Origin of the sequence: Aestuariivirga litoralis (assembly GCF_003234965.1) — a bacterium.
Taxonomy (GTDB): Bacteria; Pseudomonadota; Alphaproteobacteria; order Rhizobiales; family Aestuariivirgaceae; genus Aestuariivirga; species Aestuariivirga litoralis.
In genome coordinates, this window is record NZ_QKVK01000002.1 from 423,148 (window position 1) to 442,181 (window position 19,034).

Consider the following 19,034-nt stretch of genomic DNA (forward strand, 5'->3'; position numbering starts at 1 on the left):
ATGCCAGCAGCGGACATGACATGACAAGGATAATCCCCTCCCTCCTCATAAGCCTCGTGCTGGCGAGTGCACCGGCCCATGCCGGCTACCCCGAGGCAAAGGCCAGCTTCGAAGGCCTGTCGCGCGCCGAACGCAGCGCGGTGACGCTGGGCCTCATTGCCGCCGGCACCTTCGAAGGCCTCGCCGCACTTGGCTTCACACCCTACCTGTACCGCGCCATCCGGGCCTTCGAGCGGCGCCACGGCATGAACGAAGATGGCGTGCTTGCGCCAGAACAGGTACAGCAGCTGGCGCGCCTGGCGGATGACTTCTACCACCAGCTCGGTGCGCGTTCCTACCGGCACCCGCATACCGGTGCGCGTCTGCTGGTGCCGCGCGGCCTGTTCGACAGCGAGCGCCAGACCGCGGAAGGACTGCTGTTCACGCGCCGGGACGGCATGCTGTCGCTGGCCTTCCTGTCCTTCCCCGGTACGGAGAAGAGCTATGACAGGCTGTGGAAGACGCTCTCCGCCGCAACCGAAGGCAAGCACATCGTCTATGAGCGGCGCTTCGACAACCGCTTCGTGGTCACTGGCGTCTTTCACCAGAGCAAGTTCTATACAATGATGGCGCGGGACGGGGCCAACACCACGGGTTTCACAATTTCCTGGGGCGCACCCTATGAAGCGCTGGGCCGCAAGCTGTCCACCTTCCTTGCCAACGCATGGCTGGCGGAGATCCGCTGAGCGCACTAGTCTTCCGCCCGAGACGAAGGAGACTCAACACCATGCCAGCCGCGCCGGACGACCTTGCACGCATGCCCTACCAGCTGCCCTTCCCGCCCGATGCGCTGGCGGAGATCGTCGAGCCCCGGGCCATCCCCGAGGATGACCGTCTGTGGGTGCCGCAGGCAGAGAACCTGTGGTTCCGCCCACTGTGCCTGAACCGCAGCCAAGGCTACTGGGTGAACCTCCTGAAGGTGCGGAAATCCGGCATCGTGTCGCGCCACCGCCACCCGCAGGCGGTGCATGGCCTCGTGCTCAAGGGCCGCTGGCACTATCTCGAACATGACTGGGAGGCCGTCGAGGGATCCTATGTCTTCGAGCCGCCGGGCGAAACCCATACGCTGGTGGTGCCCGAAGGCGTTGAGGAGATGATCACCTTCTTTCAGGTCAACGGCATGATGTATTACGTCGATCCGTGGGGGAAGAACCTGGGTTTCGAGGATGTCTTCACCAAGATCGACATGTGCCGCGCGCATTTCGAGAAGGTGGGGCTGGGGGCGGATTACGTGAACCGTTTCATCCGCTGATGGCAGTCTGGCCCAGTGGCTGCTTCGCGGGCAGGCATGTGCTGGTGACGGGCGGCACTTCCGGCATCGGCCTCGGCATCGCCCGGGCCTTTCTTGCCGAGGGGGCGATCGTCACCGCCACGGGCGTCACGCTCGAGGAACTCAATGCCGCTGCAGACGCCACGATGGCCTTGCGGACCACCCTGCTCGACGTGCGCAGCGCGGCGGAGATCGAAAGTCTCATCGCCTCGCTTCCTGAACTCCATCATGTCGTCAATTGCGCGGGCGTGATCCGGCGTGGGGCGGAGCATGATCCGCAGGTCTTCGCCGATGTCGTGGACATCAACCTCACCGGCACCATGCGCGTCTGCGCGGCGGCACGGGGAAAGCTGACGGCAGCGAAGGGCACCATCGTCAACACGGCCTCCGTGCTCAGTTTCTTCGGCGGCGGGCTGGTTCCGGGCTACGCGGCCTCCAAGGGCGGCGTGGCTCAACTCACCAAGTCACTGGCCATCGCCTATGCGGCCGATGGCATCCGCGTCAACGCCGTCGCCCCGGGCTGGATCGAGACACCCCTGACCGCGGCACTGCGAAGCAATGAGGAACGCAATGCCGCCATCCTCGCACGCACACCCCTTGGGCGCTGGGGAAAGCCGGAGGACATCGCGGGCGGCGTACTGTTCCTGTCATCGCCGCTCGCCGGCTTCATCACCGGCACCGTGCTGGCGATCGACGGCGGATACATGGCGGTGTGAAGACGGGATCTCCCTTTCGCGTCATGCGTGAGAGCATTAAATCACTTCAGCCGGTGCCCGCTTTCATCCAGCAGCAGCACGTCGGCGGGCGAGATGGCAATCGACACTTCCTCACCCTCGCGCCAAACGCGGTCGTCGATGGTGGCGATGGACTGCAGGGTGATGCCGCCCATGTCGACGAAATAGGCGGCGGAGCCCCCGAGGTAGGAGGTCGAGATGATGCGCCCCCTGAGGCCGTCGCGTTCGGGCGGTCCAAGCAGCACCTTCTGCGCGCGGACGATGGCGGTGACCGCCATGCCGTCCCCCAGGCTGGCCGGCGCGGCCGCGGCGAGCACATGATCCTTGTCGAGGCGCAGGCTGGCGATGCCGTCCGCAAGACCCGTCACGCGCCCCGGCAGCAGGTTGGACTGGCCGAGGAAACTCGCGACGAACCGCGACTCCGGCCGGCGATAGACGTCCTCGGGCGTGCCGACCTGCTCGATCAGCCCCTTGTTCATCACCACGATGCGGTCGGACATGGCCAGCGCCTCGTCCTGGTCGTGGGTGACGAAGATCGTGGTGATGCCGACTTCGCGCTGGATGATCTTGAGTTCGGTGCGCATCTCCTCGCGCAGGTTGGCGTCGAGTGCGGAGAGCGGCTCGTCGAGCAGCAGCACGTCCGGCTCGATGACGATGGCGCGCGCCAGTGCGATGCGCTGCTGCTGGCCACCGGACATTTCGGACGGCAGCTTCTTCTCGACGCCGGGCAGGCGCACCATCTCGAGGGCACGCGTCACCTTCTGCGCGATCAGTGACTTTTCGACGTTGCGGTACTTCAGGCCGAAGGCGATGTTGTCGAAGATCGTCTTGTGCGGGAACAGCGCATAGTTCTGGAAGACGAGCCCGATATTGCGCTTGTGGATCGGGATGTTGTCGATCCGCCGCCCGGCCACGTTGATCTCGCCGCCGGTGGGCTGCACGAGGCCGGCGATCGATCGCAATATCGTCGTCTTGCCGCAGCCCGAGGGGCCGAGCAGCGTCACGAACTCGCCCTTCCTGATCGACAGGTTCACGTCCTTCACGGCAACGAAATCGCCATAGGCGAGCGTCACGTGGCGAAGGTCAACGGCGGCGGCTGCGGTCATGTGGTCTCTCTCGGCAATGGGTCTCTCCCCCGCGCGGGCGGGGGAGAGCGAGGTGTTGCGTCAGTGGATCAGCCGCCCTTCGAGATGCGGTCCCACTGCTTGGTCCAGGCGTCGAGGTTCTGCGACCAGTAGTCGGGGTTGGCGAAGGTCAGGCTCTTCATGGTGCCGGTCGGGTCGAAGGCCGGAAGCTTCTCGATCTTCTCGGTCATCTTCACCTTGGTCGGGTCCAGCGAGGGAGGATAGTTCTGGCCCTCGGCTACCGCGATGGCCGTTGCCGGATCGAGCATGAAGTTCACGAGTTCCTCGCACTCGGCCATGGGCGAGCCCTTGAGGATCAGCATGTCCTCCATCCAGGCATAGGAGCCCGGCGGGTCGAGATAGCCGATGGGGTGACCCTGCTGCTGCAGCGCGGCCACGCGGCCCGACCATGCCTCCGTCACCACGATCTCGCCCTTGGCGAGAAGGTCCATGAGCTCGGCACCCGACGACCAGTATTTCTTCACCAGGTCGCGGTTCTCGCGCACCTTGGCCCACACCGCATCGATATCCTTGATGTCGTTGGGGTCCTGGCCAGCCGCCAGCGCGCCGTACCAGACGCGGGTGACCATGTCGCCATAGCCACCGATCTTGCCCTGGTACTTGGGGTCGACCAGCAGCGCCGCACCCTTCTCCTTGGCCTCGGCCTCCGAGATCACGGTGGTGTTGTAGGCAATGCCGGTGGTGCCATAGTCATAGGGCGCGCAGGAGAGCTTGGGCGTGATCTTCAGGAAGGGGTCGATCATCGCCTGCATCACGAACTTCATGTTCGGGATGTTGTCGACGTTGATCTCGCTGTTGAAGCCGCCATCGACGTAACGCTTGTAGTATTCCACACCCGAGGAATGGATGATCTGGAACTCACCCGGCGTCGCGGTCTTCACCTTGGTGATGATCTCGCTCTCGTCGCCGAAGGTGCCCTGCGTCACCTTGATCCCGGTCTTGGCGGTGTAGGGCTGGAAGGCGTACTTGTCGATCGCCTCCTGAACGACACCACCCCAACCGTCGAAGCGGACTTCGCTGACCGCGGCAAGGGCCGACGGCATCCAGCGCATGCCGACACCTGCCGTGGTTGCAGCGGCAGCGGCGAGGCCCAGGAAGGTGCGACGGTCCATGCCGCCATTCATGTAGCGCTCGGTCAGGCGCTCCAGGCGTTTCGTTGTCGTGAGTTTCATTGTTGTAGCTCCCTGTTTGTGGGTCAACGCGCGCTTCGTGCCAGGTAGCGGGCGAGCCCGCCGCCGAGCAGTGGAAGTCCCACGGTTACGACGATCATCAAGGTACCCAGGGCGTTGATCTCCGGGCTGATGGAGATTTTCAGCATCGACAGGATCTCGGTCGGCATGGTCTCGACGCCGGAGGGGCGCCAGAACATGGAGGCCGTGATGTTGTCGAAGGAAATGGTGAAGACGAGCAGCAGGCTGGCGACGATGGCCGGCATGATCAGTGGCAGGGTGATCTCGCGGAAAGTCTGGAAGCGGTTGGCGCCCAACGACATCGCCGCCTCCTCGTAGACCCGCTTCACGCCGATCAGCCGCGCCTGCACCACGAGCACGACATAGGGCAGCGCCAGCATGATGTGGCCCAGCACCAGAAGCCACAAAGTGCGCGGCTGGTGGGCGAAGCGCATCAGCAGGAGGAGGCCCACGCCCAGCACCGTCTCGGGCACGAGTGCTGGCGCGATCAGGATCGTGTTCACCCATTCCTTGCCGGGGAAATCGTAGCGCACGAGGGCCACCGCGGCGAGAATGCCGAGCACCGAGCACACGATGGAGGTGACCACCGCCACCCACAGCGAGGTCTGGAAGGCGCGCAGCACCGAGTCGTTCTCCAGCAGCTTGGCGTACCAGTGCAGCGAGAAGCCGGTCATCGGGAATCCGCCGAACTGCGAGGCGTTGAAGGAAAGGACGATGACCACCAGGATCGGCGCGAACATGAAGATATAGACCAGCACGGTGAAAAATTGCACCGCGCGCCAACCAAAGCCCCTGGTGGAGGTATCCATGCTCATCCGCCCAGTCCCTTGAACACGCGTGACAGACCCATGTAGCGGCTGTAGACCGCGGCCACCGCACCGAGGAAGATCAGCAGCACCAGCGACAGGGTGGAGCCCATCGGCCAGTTCAGCTCGCCCATGATGGTGTCGAAGATGATGTTGCCGAACAGCGCGTCGCGCGTTGAACCGAGGATCTGCGGCGTCACGTAGCTGCCCGCCGCCAGTACGAAGCAGAGAAGAAGGCCAGCCATGAGGCCCGGCAGCGACAGCGGCAACACCACCTCGCGGAAGGCCTGCCATGCGGTGCAGCCCAGCGTGCGCGCCGCCGAGATGAGGTTGCGGTCGATGCCCTCGATTGCCACGTAGACATTGAGGATCATGTAGGGCAGCAGGAAGTGGATCATGCCCATGATGACCGCGCCCTCGGTATAGAGCATGCGGATCGGCTCGTTGATGATTCCGAGCCTGATGAGCGAAACATTGATGACGCCCTGCTCGCCCAGGATGTGGATCCACGAGAAGGTGCGGATGGTGAAGCTGATCCAGAACGGCACGATGAGCAGGAGAAGAAGCAGCCACTTGTGCCGGTAGGTCGTCATGGCGATGCAGTAGGCGGCCGGATAGCCCATGACCGCGCAGAGGATGGCGGTGATCGCCGCCACGCGGATCGTCTTCCACAGGAACATGTGGTAGAAGCCGTCGGTCAGGAACTCATGCCAGTTGGCGGTGGTGAAGACTTCCTTTTCCACGCCCGCGGTGACGAACTCGTAGAACGAGAAGATCGTCATGATGCCGATGGGCAGGATCATCAGCACGAAGAGCGTGATCAGCGACGGGGCCAGCAGGATCCATGGACGGCGGCGTTCGGCCGCCGAGAGCATCGAGGCGCTCATGAGGCGCTGCCCGGCTGGGGGGCGGCCGGCATGCTGCGGAATATGAGAGCTTTCTTCACGTCAACTCGTCACCGTTTTGCAACATGCTCCAAGCTTTGGCATGAGGTGTCAACCCCGCGCCGGCGCGCCGGCGCCATGGCCGGACGGAGGTTGACAAGCCGGCCGGGGCAGATTCTCCTCCGTCCATGCCGGTGACCGATTTCTTCGCCGTGGCGCCGCCTGCGGCCCAGCCCTTGTCGCGGCCCTTCATCAAGATGCAGGGCTTGCGCAACCATTTCGTGTTCCTCGACTGCCGCCTGCACCCGGTTCCTTCCCCCGCGGACATCATCCGCATCTGCGACGTGCATGCTGGCGTGGGGGCCGAGCAGGTCATCACCATCGAGCCGCCGCGCGCCGCGAATGCTGCCGCCTTCATGGGCATCCACAACATCGATGGCACGGTGGCCCAGGCCTGCGGCAATGCCACGCGATGCCTCGCCTGGCTGCTGTTCGACGAGACCGGGCAGGAGGAACTGCTGATCGACAGCCTCGGAGGGCCATTGCAGTGCCGCAAGGAGGGCCCGTGGGACGTCAGCGTCACGCTCGGCCCCATCACCACCGACTGGGCACGCGTGCCGCTGGCCAGGGCGGTGGACACGCAGCACCTGCCGCTCGCCAGCGGCGCCCTCACCGATGGCGTGGCCCTGTCGATCGGCAACCCGCATGCGGTGTTCTTCGTCGACCAGGAGATCGACATTCCGGCGCTCGCGCCCGGCATTGCCCGGGACCCCCTGTTCCCCGAAAGCGTGAATGTCGGCGTGGCGCGCGTTGTCGACGCAACGACGCTGCAGCTCGCCGTATGGGAGCGGCCCGGGATGCTCACCCAGGCCTGCGGCACCGGGGCCTGCGTGGCCGCCTATGCCGGGCGCCTGCGTGGCCTGCTGAGAGGGAGCGACTTCACGGTCCACCTCCCCGGCGGCACACTGCGCATCCGCCTGCTGGATGATGGCCGTGCGGTCATGTCAGGCCCCGTGGCCTTCTGCTGCACCGGATATGTCTAGCGGCCGAGGCCGGAGTTTCCCGTGCTTCAAAAAGATTTCATGACATTGCCGCGGATCGCCCGAAAAGCCTCTTGCCGCAAGGCTTCCTGCATTTGACATACAATAGCGGTTGCCCGTATCGGGCCAGTACATTATCAAACCCGTCAGTCCGGGCTGCATTCATAAGAAGCCCGGCTGACGTTCAACCCCCGGGAGGACCCATTCCATGATTACCCGTCGCCTGTTCACCGTATCCGCCGCCGGCCTCGCCGCGGCGCTCGCTGCCGGCATTGCGCCGGTGATGGCCGAAAGCAAGGGCCTGATCGGCATCTCGATGCCCACCAAGTCCTCGACCCGCTGGATCTCGGACGGCGAGAGCATGGTGAAGGAATTCACCGCGCTCGGCTACGAGACCGATCTCCAGTACGCCGAAGACGACATCCCGAACCAGCTCGCCCAGATCGAGAACATGGTCACCAAGGGCGCCAAGGTGCTCATCATCGCGGCGATCGACGGCACCACGCTGTCGGACATCCTGAAGAAGGCCAAGGAAGGCGGCGCCAAGGTCTTCGCCTATGACCGCCTGATCTCCAAGACCGGCGACGTCGACTACTACACCACCTTCGACAATTTCGGCGTGGGCGTGCTGCAGGGCACCTCGCTGGTCGATGGCCTGAAGGAGCGCTTCCCGGACGTGAAGCCGTGGAACGTCGAGCTCTTCGGCGGATCGCCGGACGACACCAACGCCTTCTATTTCTACGACGGCGCCATGTCCGTCCTCCAGCCGCTGATCGATGCCGGCCAGATCGCCGTCGTGTCGGGCCAGATGGGCATGGACAAGGTCGGCACGCTGCGCTGGGACGGCGCTGTCGCGCAGGCCCGCATGGACAACCTGCTCTCGGCCTTCTACACCGACAAGAAGGTGCAGGGCGTGCTCGCGCCTTATGACGGCCTGTCGCGCGGCATCATCTCGTCCCTCAAGGGCGTGGGCTATGGCACGCCGGACCAGCCGATGCCGATCGTCACCGGCCAGGACGCCGAGCTGGCCTCGGTCAAGGGCATGATCGCCGGCGAGCAGTATTCGACCGTGTTCAAGGACACGCGCGAACTCGCCAAGGTCACCGCCAAGATGGTCGACACGGTGCTCTCGGGCAAGGATCCGGAGATCAACGACACCAAGACCTACAACAACGGCGTCAAGGTGGTTCCTTCCTACCTGCTGAAGCCGGTGTCCGTCGGCAAGGGCGACATCGAGACGGTGCTGGTCGGCTCGGGCTACTACACCGCCGACCAGATCAACAATTAAGCCTCTCAAGGCTTCGTTTCACGAACAGTCAGCCCCGGGGATGATCCCCGGGGCTGGCCTGTGTTCCAGCCCAGCGACGCGAGGACCGATGCAGCCCATTCTCGAAATGCGCGGCATTACCAAGACCTTCCCAGGCGTGAAGGCGCTGACCGATGTCAACCTCTCGGTCATGCCCGGCGAGATCCATGCCGTGGTCGGCGAGAATGGCGCTGGCAAGTCCACCCTCATGAAGGTGCTGTCCGGCGTCTACCCGCACGGCAGCTATGACGGCCAGATCTTCTTCGACGGCACCGAGCGCAAGTTCGCCTCGATCGCCGATTCCGAAAACACCGGCGTCATCATCATCCACCAGGAACTGGCCCTCGTGCCGCTGCTCTCCATCGCCGAGAACATCTTCCTCGGCCACGAGACGGCGAAAAACGGCGTCATCGACTGGTTCGAGGCCTTCCGCCGCACCAAGGACCTCCTCGGCAAGGTCGGCCTCCACGAACACCCCAACACGCTCATCACCAATCTCGGCACCGGCAAGCAGCAGCTGGTCGAAATCGCCAAGGCGCTCAACAAGTCGGTGAAGCTCCTGATCCTCGACGAGCCGACATCGAGCCTCAACGAAACGGATTCGAACGCGCTCCTCGCCCTCCTGCAGGAGTTCCGCGCGCAGGGCATCTCCTCGATCCTCATCACCCACAAGCTCAACGAGGTGATGAAGGTGGCAGACCGCATCACCGTGATCCGCGATGGCAGGACGGTCGACACGCTCGACACCAAGACAGCCAAGGTCGACGAGGACCGCATCATCAAGGCCATGGTCGGCCGTGAATTGACCGACCGTTATCCGCCGCGCCATGCGAAGGTCCTGAACCCGATCTTCGAGGTGAAGAACTGGAACGCCTATCACCCGCTCCATGCCGACCGGCAAATGATCAAGGACGTGAACTTCCACGTCTGCAAGGGCGAGGTCGTGGGCATCGCCGGCCTCATGGGTGCCGGCCGCACCGAGCTCGCCATGTCGATCTTCGGCCGCGCCTATGGCCAGAAGATCTCGGGCGAGGTGCTGCTCCACGGCAAGCCCATCGATGTCAGCACCATCCCCAAGGCCATGGACGCGGGTCTTGCCTATGCCACGGAAGACCGCAAGACCTATGGTCTCGTGCTCATCGACCACATCAAGCACAATGTCACGCTGGCCAATCTCGAGGGTGTCGCTGCACGGGGCGTCGTTGACGACCTCGAGGAGCTGAGCGTTGCCAACAAATACCGCCAGGACCTCAAGATCCGCTGCTCCTCGGTCTACCAGACCACCGTCAACCTTTCCGGCGGCAACCAGCAGAAGGTGGTGTTGTCGAAATGGCTGTTCTCCGGCCCCGAGGTGCTGATCCTCGATGAGCCGACGCGCGGTATCGATGTCGGCGCCAAGTACGAAATCTACGGCATCATCAACCAGCTGGCCGAGGCCGGCAAGGCGGTGATCGTGATCTCGTCGGAAATGCCGGAGCTCCTCGGCATCTCCGACCGCATCTATGTGATGAACGACGGCCGGCTCGTCGCCGAAATGCCGGCAAAGGAGGCCTCGCAGGAGAAGATCATGCGGGCCATCATGAAATCATGGGAAGACTGACATGACCGACGTGACCAAAGAGGCCCCGGTGAAGCCCGCCCTCTCGCGCTTCCTCAAGGCGCATGTGCGCGACTACGCACTGCTGATCTCGCTGCTGGCCATCATGATCTTCTTCCAGATCACCACCGACGGCACGCTGTTCAAGCCCGTCAACATGACCAACCTGATCCTGCAGAACAGCTACATCGTCATCATGGCGCTGGGCATGTTGCTGATCATCGTGGCCGGCCACATCGATCTCTCCGTCGGCTCCGTTGCAGGCTTCATCGGCGCGGTGGCCGCGGTGATGATGGTGAACTGGAAGGTCGATCCCTTCCTCGCCGGCATCGCCTGCCTGGCACTCGGAGCCGTCATCGGCGGCGCACAGGGATATTTCGTCGCCTATTACAAGATCCCGGCCTTCATCGTGACGCTGGCGGGCATGCTGGTGTTCAAGGGCCTGGCCTTGACCGTGCTGGGCGGGGCCTCCGTCGGCCCCTTCCCGAAGTCCTTCCAGTTGCTGAGCTCCGGCTATGTGCCGGATGTCTTCAACTTCACCCTCAATGGCCAGCCGTTCAACCTTCTCGCCTTGCTCATCGGCATCGTGGTCACGGGGCTCATCGTCTATTTCAACCTTCGCGCCCGCCGCAACCAGCAGAAGCATGGCCTGGCGGAAGAACCGGACGTGATCTTCTTCGGCCGCAACATCCTCATCGCCGTGGCGCTCATCGGCTTCTCCTGGCTGATGGCCAGCTATAAGGGCCTGCCCAACGTGCTGATCGTCATGTTCGCCCTCATCGCGCTGTTCGTGTTCCTGACCACGCGGACGACCTTCGGCCGCCGCGTCTATGCCATGGGCGGCAACGAGAAGGCGGCGAAGCTCTCCGGCATCAATACCGAGAAGCTCACCTTCCTGATCTTCGTCATCATGGGGGCGCTGGCCGCCCTCGCCGGCCTCATCTTCGCCGCCCGCCTCAACGTGGCAACCCCCAAGGCGGGCCTCGGCTTCGAGCTGGACGTCATCGCGGCCTGCTTCATCGGCGGCGCGGCGACGACGGGCGGCGTCGGCAAGGTGATCGGCGCCGTCATCGGCGCCTTCATCATGGGCGTCATGAACAACGGCATGTCGATCATGGGCATCGGCATCGACTGGCAGCAGGTCATCAAGGGCGCGGTCCTGATGCTCGCGGTGTTCCTCGACGTCTATTACAAGAACAAGGGCTAACCCGCTACGGCGGGCCCGGCCCGAGGCAGTGCTGGCACACCAGCGGGGATTGCACTAGCCTTGGGCGTCAACACGCCGGGGGAAAGAAGTGACATCCATCTCTGCCGAATTCGTTCTGCTGCTGGTCACCATCAACCCCTTCGCGGCGCTTCCTGTCTTCCTCTCAGCAACGGCGGGCATGACCGAGGCGGAACGGCGGCGCACGGCGCTCCGCGCCTGCACCATCGCGAGCGTGATCCTGCTGTTCCTGCTCGCCTTCGGGCAGATCTTCCTCGAGAAGATCGGTGTCTCCCTGCCAGCACTGCGCATCGCTGGCGCGCTGGTGCTGCTGATCCTGGGGCTGCGCATGGTGTTCGGCGAGGTGCCGGGAGGCTCCGGTGGCTCTGCCCCGGCGGGGGACGTGGCGGTGTTTCCGCTCGCCATGCCGATGCTGGCGGGCGGCGGCTCGATCGCCGCCATCGTGGCGATGACCGATCACCGGGTGAACAGCATTCTCGACCAGGCGGTGACGGCCCTGGTGCTGATCGCCGTCATGGCGGTGATCTATCTCGTGCTGCGTTCGGCCGAGAAGATCCAGAACGCCATCGGCGAAACCGGCACCAATGTGATGAGCCGCATCATGGGCCTGGTGCTGGCCGCCCTGGCGGTGCAGACCTTCTTCAGCGTCTTCGGGCCGCTGCTGGGCGCTGCCGTCTATCCTTGAGCGCGCTCGCGCGGCATGCGGATGTTGAGGAAGGCCAACGCCACGACCACCAGCGGGCTCAGCACGCTGAACAGCGCATAGGGCGCATAGTGCAGCGTGCCCACACCCAGCGTGGCCGCCATGTAAGCGCCGCAGCTGTTCCACGGCACCAGTGCGGAGGTGGGCGTTGCCGTGGCGCCCACCGCGCGCGACAGCACGATGGGCGCGAAGCCCAGCCTTGCGAAGGCCGGCTTGAACATGCGGGCCGGCAGCACGATGGCGATATACTGGTCCGCCGTCACCACATTGGCAGCGACCACGGAGCCGACGGTGGCGGAGATCAGCGCGCCGGTCGATCTGGTGCGCGTCACGATGGGCTCGATCAGGCGGTCGAGCACGCCCGCCTTCTCGACCACGCCGCCGAAGGCCAGCGCGGTGATGACCAGCCAGATGGTGTTGAGCATGCTGTCCATGCCGCCGCGCGAGACGAGCTGGTCGATGGCGGCATTGCCGGTGTGAGTCTCATAGCCATTGGCCAGCGCCAGCCACACGCCCTTGATGAGGCCCAGGATGTGCGGCAGGTCCTGCGCCTCGGCAAAGGCGACGACCCGGTCGGGCGAGCCCACCGCCGCCACCACGCCGCCCGCCAGCGCGCCGAGGAAGATCGCGGTGAAGGGCGGCACCTTCAGCAGCGCCAGCGCCGCCACGAGCACCAGCGGGATGAAGAGCAAGGGCGAGGTGGGGAAGAATTCGCGGATGGCGAGGATCTTGTCGGTGGCGTCGAAATCCCCCGGACGGCCCAGCCACCAGAACAGCACCAGCGACAGCAGCAAGGCGATGGACGAGGTGAGCGCCGTCTCGCGGATGTGCTGGTAGAGGCCCACGCCCACGGTGCCCGAGGCGAGATTGGTCGAATCCGACAGCGGTGACGTGGTGTCGCCGAAATAGGCGCCGGAGATGATGGCAGCCGCCGTGATGGCAGGGTCGAGCCCCATGTTGGCAGCGATCCCCATGAAGCCCACGCCGATCGTTCCGGCCGTGGTCCAGGAACTGCCGATGGAGGAGGAGACCACCGCGCAGATGATGGCGGTGGTGAGGTAGAAGTAGTTCGGGCTGAGGATCTGGATGCCGTAATAGACCATGGCGACCAGCGTGCCGCTCATCGCCCAGGTACCGATGAGGGCACCCACCGCAAAGAGGATGAAGATGGCGCCGATGCCGGAGCTGACACTCTCCACCGCCGCCTTGTTGAGCACAGCCAGCGAATGGCCGCGCCGCCACGCGACGAACACGGCGATCATGGTGGCGACCGTGAGGGCCACCTGGCTGGGGCCTGCGGCCCCGCCATCACCGAACAGGAAGAAGGACAGGCCCACGAGCACGACGAGGCTCGCCACCGGGATGATGGCTTCCACCAATCCCAGCGGCTGCGGCTGAACCTCGTCTTTCCCGCTCATCGCGCGCCCCTCGCCCCGGCGCGTGCCCGTGGCCGGCCGTGCCCGCTAGTAGTCGACCGCGTCACGGATGATCGGGCAGGTCATGCAATGGCCGCCGCCACGGCCGCGGCCGAGCTCGGCGCCGGAGATGGTGATGACCTCGATCCCTTCCTTGCGCAGCAGCGTGTTGGTGTAGGTGTTTCGGTCATAGGCATAGACCACGCCGGGCGAGGCGCACACGAGGTTGGCGCCGCTGTCCCACTGGGTGCGCTCGCGCATGTAGGCGGTACCGCCGGTCTCCACCACGCGCATCTTCTTGATGCCGAGAGCGCCCGCCACCACCTCGACGAAGCTGCCCTCGTCCTTGGTGAGCTCGACACCCGAGGGATGGCTGCTCGGACGATAGGAATAGGCCGAGATGTGGTTGACGATGTCGGGGTAGAGCAGCACGCAGTCACGGTCGGCGAAGGTGAAGACGGTGTCGAGGTGCATGGCGGCGCGCAGCTTCGGCATGGCCGCCACGATCACGCGCTCGGCGGCGCCCTTGGCGAAGAGTGTCGCGGCCAGCTGGCTGATGGCCTGGCGCGAGGTGCGCTCGCTCATGCCGATCAGCACATTGCCCTTGCCGATGGGCATCACGTCGCCGCCCTCGAGGGTGGCGAGGCCATGGTCCTTGGTGGGATCGCCCCACCAGACATTCACCTTGCCGGCGAAGTCCGGGTGGAACTTGTAGATGGCTGTCGTCAGGATTGGCTCCTCGTGCCGCGCCGGCCAGTAGAGCGGGTTCAGCGTGCAGCCGCCATAGATCCAGCAGGTCGTGTCGCGCGTGTAGAGCGTGTTGGGCAGCGGCGGCAGCAGGTATTCGACCTCGCCCGCCGCCTCGCGGATCACCTCCAGCGCCTTGCCGCCGATCGCCTCGGGGAATTCCTCGGTGGACAAACCGCCGATGAGCGTCTCCGCCAGGTCGCGGTTGGAGAGGCCGTCGAGATAACTGCGGATCTCGTCGATGAGGCCGAGGCCCACCTGGTCCGGCACGATCTGGTTGTCGAAGATCCACTTGCGGGCCTCCGGGATCGCCATGGTCTCGGCGAGGAGGTTGTGCATCTCGACCACGTCGATGCCGCGGTCGCGCATCTTGGTCACGAAGTCGAAATGGTCGCGCTTCGCCGTCTCGACCCACAACACGTCGTCGAACAGCAGGCGGTCGCAGTTGCTGGGGGTGAGGCGCTGGTGGGCACGGCCGGGCGCGCAGACCATCACCTTGCGGAGCTGGCCCACTTCCGAATGGACGCCGAACTTGGTTTCGCTGGACATGTGAGAGGCACCTTTCGACTAGGGAGTGATGGTTCCGGAGATGAGGCCCCAGACCCCGATGAGTCCGGCGACCGCGGTGACGGCGAAGATGACGAGGTCGCGCGGCGAGAAGAGCGGCATCTTCCAGTCCCGCCGGGCCCAGACATAGAGGATGGTGCCGGGCACATAGAGCACGGCGACGAGCAGCACGTATTTCAGCCCCGCCGCGAGGAACATGAAGAGTACGTAGATGACGGCGATCCAGGAGAAGATCTGGTCGCGCCCGCGCTGGTTCTCCACCCCCTCATAGCCCTCGCCGCTCCGCGCCAGCAGCACGCCATAGCCGGCCACCAGCAGGTAGGGCAGCAGCGTGGTGACGCTGGTCATGTCGAGCATGAAGTTGAAGGCGTCCTGCGACCAGTAGGTGGAGATGACGAAGAGCGAGACCACCGCATTGGTGAGCCACAGCGCATTGGCGGGCACGCGGTTGCCATTCTGCGCCGAGAACAGCCGGGGCATGTCCTTCGACTTGGACGCAGCGAACATCACCTCGGCGCAGATCAGCGACCAGGCGAGATAGGCGCCGAGCACCGAGATCAGCACGCCGACCGAGATGAACACCGCACCCCAGTGGCCGACCACCGACTCGAGCACGCCGGCGAGCGAGGGCTGGCGGAGCCCCGCGATCTGCGACTGCATCATCGAGGCATAGGGCAGCAGCGTGATCGCCACCATGAGGCCGGTGACGCCGACGAAGCCGAGGATGGTGGCGCGGCCGACATCGGCCCTGGTCTTGGCGAAGCGCGAATAGACGCTCGCCCCCTCGATGCCGAGGAAGACGAATACGGTGATCAGCATGGTGTCGCGCACCTGCTGCAGCAGCGGCTTCTCCGGCATGTCCGCCCCGCCGAAGAAATTGTCGGCGAACTGGGAATAGTTGAACACGAAGATCAGCGCGATGATGGTGACGAGGATCGGCACGATCTTGGCAACCGTGACGACCGAGTTGATGAAGGCCGCCTGCTCCACGCCGCGCAGGATCATGAAATGGAAGGTCCAGATGCCGATGAGCGACACCACGATGGCGGTGAGGGTGTTGCCGCCGCCGAAGACGGGGAAGAAGGCGCCCAGCGTCGAGCCGATCAGCACCCAGTAGAACACGTTGCCGAGGCATGAGCCGAGCCAGTAGCCGAAGGCGGAGAGGAAGCCCATGTAGTCGCCGAAGCCCGCCTTGGCATAGGCGAAGACGCCCGCATCGATGTCGGGCTTGCGCTCCGCCAGGGCCTGGAAGACGCGCGCCAGCATGTACATGCCGGTGCCGGCGATGGCCCAGGCGATGATCGCGCCGAAAGGCCCGGTCGCGGCACCGAAGCGCCCCGGCAGGTTGAAGATGCCCGCACCCACCATGGAGCCCACCACCATGCCGGTGAGGGCCACGAGAGACATTTTTCCGGCTTGCGATGCTTGGTTCACGTGATGCCCCCCCCCGATGGCGTGGACGCCGTGCGGCAGGTCCGCCGGAGCCTTCTCTGCAACCCTGATATAACTTTAGATTGCAGTTTAATTCAAGTGATAGGAGCAGGGGGGGGCAAAAACGTTTTCGTGATCGGGCTCAGGTCTCCAGCAGCAGTTCCGCCATGGTCTCGTTGGTGATGAGACCGTTGATCAGGCAGCCGCGCAACGCGCCCTTCACGGCGCGCAGCCGGGCCGTGGCCATGGCGACGCCAATCACCTTCTTCTGCGCCGGCTGTTCCAGCGGCACGCTCAGCACGCGGTCATTGGTCAGCCCCTCGATCAGCTGCCCCTGGCCGTCGAAAGCCCAGCCGGTGATCTCGCCCACCGCACCGGCGCGCATCAGGGCGCGGATCTCGTCATGGCGCACGAAGCCGTCCCGCAGCAGGGCCGCCGTCTCGTCCACCGTCCCGATGCCGATGAAGGTGACGTCCGCCTGGCGGGCGAGTTCGATCACGTTCCTCAGCGTCTTCTGCGCCAGCAACAGGGTCTTCTCGTGCACCGTGGGTGCAATGACGGGGAGCGGCATGGGGTAATGCGGCGCCTTCACCCGGTCGCCGATGCGGCTCACCACGTCGAACAGCGAAGCGGAGCCATCGGGCGCGATGTTGCCGACGAGCGACACCATCTTGTGCTGCGGGCAATCCATGGGGCTCACCTGCTCCACCATGGCGCGCAGCATGCGGCCCGTGCCCATGGCGCAGATGACGGGGTGCTGCGACACCAGATAACGCTCGAGTTCCGCCGCCGCCGCCTCCGCCACGCCCAGCGAATCCGAGGTGGATGCGGGATCGGCCGGCACCACCTCGCACATGGAAATGCCGTAGACCTCCTTCAGCCGGCCCGAGAGCTCGATGCAGCGGCCAATCGGATGGTCAAGGCGCACCTTGATCAGCTTCTCGCTCACGGCGAGCGAGACGAGGCGCTGCGCCGTCTGGCGCGAGACGCCGAGCTTCTTCGCAATCTCGTCCTGGGTGTTGCCGGCGATGTAATAGAGCCAGCCGGCGCGTGCCGCATCGTCGAGCCTGTCGCTGTCCGCGTCGATCTTCCGGGTCATGCCGTCCTCTTTCCCTCCACAACTAAGGTGAGAGCGCGGAAGAGGAAAGCCCCAATTCGCGGAAGCCCGCCCCCAGCTCCGCCATGCCCGCCACCACCCGGTGCGGCACCACCTCCGCCGGCAGGCGATAGCCCGCCAGCACATGGCAACCGCCTGCGAAGTGCCAGACTTCCATGCCCGCCGCCAACCCGGCTCTCACGCCCAGCTCACTGTCCTCGATGACGAGGCAGCGGGCGGGCTCGGCCCCCATCCTCGCCGCCGCATGCAGGAACAGGTCCGGGGCGGGCTTGCCCCTGGCCACTTCCGATGCGGTGAAGCAGCGGCCTTCGAAGAAGGCGGTGAGGCCCGAGGCACGCAGCGACAGCGCCAGGCGGCGGGGGCTGGAACTGGTTGCCAGACAGAAGGGAACACGCAGCGCTGCCAGCACCTCGGCGACGCCCGGCATCGCAACGAGCTCCGCCTCGAGCCTGGCGAACAGGCGGTCGCGATAGCGGCCCTCGAAATCCTCCGGCAGGGCGCGACCAAAACGCTCCTTCGCGCGCAGCGCCGCGGCGGCGAAGCTGCGACCGAGGAAATCGCTGCGGAAGGCCTCCTCCGTCAGCGGAAAGCCCTCCTCCGTCATCATGGCCATCAGCACGCCGGCGCTCAGCATCTCGCTGTCCACCAGCACGCCATCGCAATCGAAGATGATGAGGTCACAACCCATGACCTCCTGACGTAATTCACCCGCGCCACGCTTGTCCAGCACTGCCGGGAACAGCAGGCCTCGCCGGGCGTTCATCAGGCAGCGCGATCCACGTGTCAACCAGACGCGATGGCACCGGGGAATGCGGATGGTTTTTCTGGTTTCCCGCCGCAGCCGACGAAATGGCAGCCGAGCTCCTGTCCCATCCGTGGACGCGCGTCCTCAACCCGTGGCGATGCCACGGGTCACACCGATCACCGCCTTTACCGGCAGGTGGTCGGACGCGATCCGTGAAAGCTCCGTCTCCACCGCCTGCATCTCGTAAACCGTCACGTGGCGGTTGGTGAGCACGCGGTCGAGCGGCCACAGCGGGAAACGTGAAGGAAAGCTGGCGATCGTCATGTCGACGTCGCTGAGGTGGGGATCGAAGGGCTTCAGGGCGGAGCGCCCGCCGGTGCGCCATTCATTCGTGTCACCCAGCAGGATCACCGCCCGGTCGTCGACGGGATGCGCCGCATCGAGGATCGCCTCCGCCTGCCGCGCGCGGGACGACTTGAGGAGGCCGAGATGTGCTCCGATGATGCGGATGGGGTGGCCCGAGAACTCGAAGTCCACCAGCACCGCGCCGCGCGGCTCGAATCCCGGCAGCGTCATCTTGTGGACGTTGGCCACATTGCCCGCCTGCTCGCGGTAGAGGATCACATTGCCATGCCAGCCATGGCTCAGCTTGCGCGAGCCCTGATCCAGCACCGAACGATAGCCACCCTTCTCGTAGAGTGCCTTCAGGTCCAGCAGGCCCCTGCGGCTGCCGAAACGCTGGTCCGCCTCCTGCAGCGCCACGATATCGGCGCCAAGTTCCAGCACCACGCTCAGCACCCGGCCGGGGTCGAACACCCCGTCCGTCCCGACACATTTGTGAACGTTGTAGGACGCCACCGAAATGGTCAGCGCAGGGTCGTGTCCGTCATGGGTGGGACGTTTCTGGCCCTTGGGTGCAGGCACCCGGCCGGCCGCTCGCGTCAGGTTCCGGCGCAGTGCGGGAACGATATGTCTCATAGTGCATTCATCCTTGCCGTCCGGCCCTGCTCCGCGCCCGGATGACTCATGCTTTCCGGCGTGACAAGGTGCCCATTCGCAAGCCCCGGTTCAAG

18 protein-coding genes are annotated in these 19,034 nt (G+C 65.0%); 8 read left to right on the plus strand and 10 right to left on the minus strand.

Translation table 11 applies throughout. The features are described 5' to 3' along the window. The first annotated feature begins 20 nt into the window (after positions 1 to 20). Genes DK847_RS05945 through DK847_RS05955 form a run of 3 tightly spaced genes read left to right on the plus strand, consistent with a single transcriptional unit; the run spans position 21 to position 2,025 of the window. On the plus strand, positions 21 to 725 hold the full coding sequence (locus DK847_RS05945; RefSeq protein ID WP_146256058.1) for a peptidoglycan-binding domain-containing protein: 705 nt from the start codon (positions 21 to 23) through the stop codon (positions 723 to 725). Positions 726 to 766: 41 nt separating this feature from the next. Continuing rightward, positions 767 to 1,291 carry a 2,4'-dihydroxyacetophenone dioxygenase family protein gene (locus tag DK847_RS05950; protein WP_111196813.1) on the plus strand — a complete coding sequence of 175 codons (525 nt, stop codon included), beginning with the start codon at positions 767 to 769 and terminating at the stop codon, positions 1,289 to 1,291. Further along, positions 1,291 to 2,025 carry an SDR family NAD(P)-dependent oxidoreductase gene (locus DK847_RS05955; protein ID WP_111196814.1) on the plus strand — a complete coding sequence of 245 codons (735 nt, stop codon included), beginning with the start codon at positions 1,291 to 1,293 and terminating at the stop codon, positions 2,023 to 2,025. Before DK847_RS05950 ends, DK847_RS05955 begins: the two co-directional genes overlap by 1 nt. Positions 2,026 to 2,066: 41 nt before the next feature. Here the strand turns inward: DK847_RS05955 and DK847_RS05960 are convergent, their stop codons facing one another. The 4 genes from DK847_RS05960 to DK847_RS05975 form a co-directional block, all read right to left on the minus strand. Beyond that, a complete protein-coding gene (locus DK847_RS05960) occupies positions 2,067 to 3,149 on the minus strand; it encodes an ABC transporter ATP-binding protein (protein WP_111196816.1) in 1,083 nt (360 codons plus the stop codon). A gap of 68 nt (positions 3,150 to 3,217) precedes the next feature. Continuing rightward, entirely contained in the window at positions 3,218 to 4,360 is a 1,143-nt protein-coding gene (locus DK847_RS05965; protein ID WP_111196818.1) for an extracellular solute-binding protein, read from the minus strand. Between the two features lie 23 nt (positions 4,361 to 4,383). Next, positions 4,384 to 5,193 carry an ABC transporter permease gene (locus DK847_RS05970; protein WP_342634746.1) on the minus strand — a complete coding sequence of 270 codons (810 nt, stop codon included), beginning with the start codon at positions 5,191 to 5,193 and terminating at the stop codon, positions 4,384 to 4,386. Further along, positions 5,190 to 6,071, minus strand: coding sequence for an ABC transporter permease (locus DK847_RS05975; RefSeq protein WP_111196822.1), 882 nt, complete (start codon positions 6,069 to 6,071; stop codon positions 5,190 to 5,192). The genes DK847_RS05970 and DK847_RS05975 overlap by 4 nt, the downstream gene beginning before the upstream one ends. A gap of 185 nt (positions 6,072 to 6,256) precedes the next feature. Between DK847_RS05975 and dapF the strand changes: the two genes are divergently transcribed. The 5 genes from dapF to DK847_RS06000 all read left to right on the plus strand — a co-directional run bounded on the left by dapF (position 6,257) and on the right by DK847_RS06000 (position 11,921). Next, positions 6,257 to 7,111: a diaminopimelate epimerase gene (dapF, locus tag DK847_RS05980; protein ID WP_111196824.1), complete on the plus strand. Its 855-nt coding sequence runs from the start codon at positions 6,257 to 6,259 to the stop codon at positions 7,109 to 7,111. Positions 7,112 to 7,391: 280 nt separating this feature from the next. Further along, positions 7,392 to 8,396, plus strand: a complete 1,005-nt coding sequence (chvE, locus tag DK847_RS05985; RefSeq protein ID WP_425358685.1) for a multiple monosaccharide ABC transporter substrate-binding protein — start codon at positions 7,392 to 7,394, stop codon at positions 8,394 to 8,396. A 40-nt stretch (positions 8,397 to 8,436) separates the two neighbouring features. Next, positions 8,437 to 10,014 carry a multiple monosaccharide ABC transporter ATP-binding protein gene (gene mmsA, locus DK847_RS05990; protein WP_425358682.1) on the plus strand — a complete coding sequence of 526 codons (1,578 nt, stop codon included), beginning with the start codon at positions 8,437 to 8,439 and terminating at the stop codon, positions 10,012 to 10,014. A 1-nt stretch (position 10,015) separates the two neighbouring features. Beyond that, positions 10,016 to 11,218, plus strand: a complete 1,203-nt coding sequence (gene mmsB / locus DK847_RS05995) for a multiple monosaccharide ABC transporter permease (protein ID WP_111196829.1) — start codon at positions 10,016 to 10,018, stop codon at positions 11,216 to 11,218. 88 nt (positions 11,219 to 11,306) lie between these two features. Further along, a complete protein-coding gene (locus DK847_RS06000) occupies positions 11,307 to 11,921 on the plus strand; it encodes a MarC family protein (protein ID WP_111196831.1) in 615 nt (204 codons plus the stop codon). On the opposite strand, the gene DK847_RS06005 is transcribed toward DK847_RS06000, so the two are convergent. The 6 genes from DK847_RS06005 to DK847_RS06030 form a co-directional block, all read right to left on the minus strand. Beyond that, the gene (locus tag DK847_RS06005) at positions 11,912 to 13,357 is read right to left on the minus strand and encodes a Na+/H+ antiporter NhaC family protein (protein ID WP_111196833.1); all 1,446 of its coding nucleotides are present in this window, start codon (positions 13,355 to 13,357) and stop codon (positions 11,912 to 11,914) included. The two genes, DK847_RS06000 and DK847_RS06005, sit on opposite strands and share 10 nt — an antisense overlap. A gap of 45 nt (positions 13,358 to 13,402) precedes the next feature. Then, complete coding sequence (gene arcA, locus DK847_RS06010; RefSeq protein WP_111196835.1) at positions 13,403 to 14,650, minus strand: arginine deiminase; 1,248 nt, start codon at positions 14,648 to 14,650, stop codon at positions 13,403 to 13,405. A gap of 18 nt (positions 14,651 to 14,668) precedes the next feature. Next, positions 14,669 to 16,075, minus strand: a complete 1,407-nt coding sequence (locus tag DK847_RS06015; protein ID WP_111196836.1) for a basic amino acid/polyamine antiporter — start codon at positions 16,073 to 16,075, stop codon at positions 14,669 to 14,671. A gap of 166 nt (positions 16,076 to 16,241) precedes the next feature. Then, positions 16,242 to 17,198, minus strand: coding sequence for a sugar-binding transcriptional regulator (locus DK847_RS06020; protein ID WP_111196838.1), 957 nt, complete (start codon positions 17,196 to 17,198; stop codon positions 16,242 to 16,244). Between the two features lie 22 nt (positions 17,199 to 17,220). Next, positions 17,221 to 17,979 (minus strand): HAD family hydrolase, encoded by a 759-nt coding sequence (locus DK847_RS06025; RefSeq protein WP_204508245.1) that lies wholly within the window; start codon positions 17,977 to 17,979, stop codon positions 17,221 to 17,223. Positions 17,980 to 18,105: 126 nt separating this feature from the next. Further along, positions 18,106 to 18,939 carry an endonuclease/exonuclease/phosphatase family protein gene (locus DK847_RS06030; RefSeq protein ID WP_111196849.1) on the minus strand — a complete coding sequence of 278 codons (834 nt, stop codon included), beginning with the start codon at positions 18,937 to 18,939 and terminating at the stop codon, positions 18,106 to 18,108. Positions 18,940 to 19,034 lie beyond the last annotated feature (95 nt).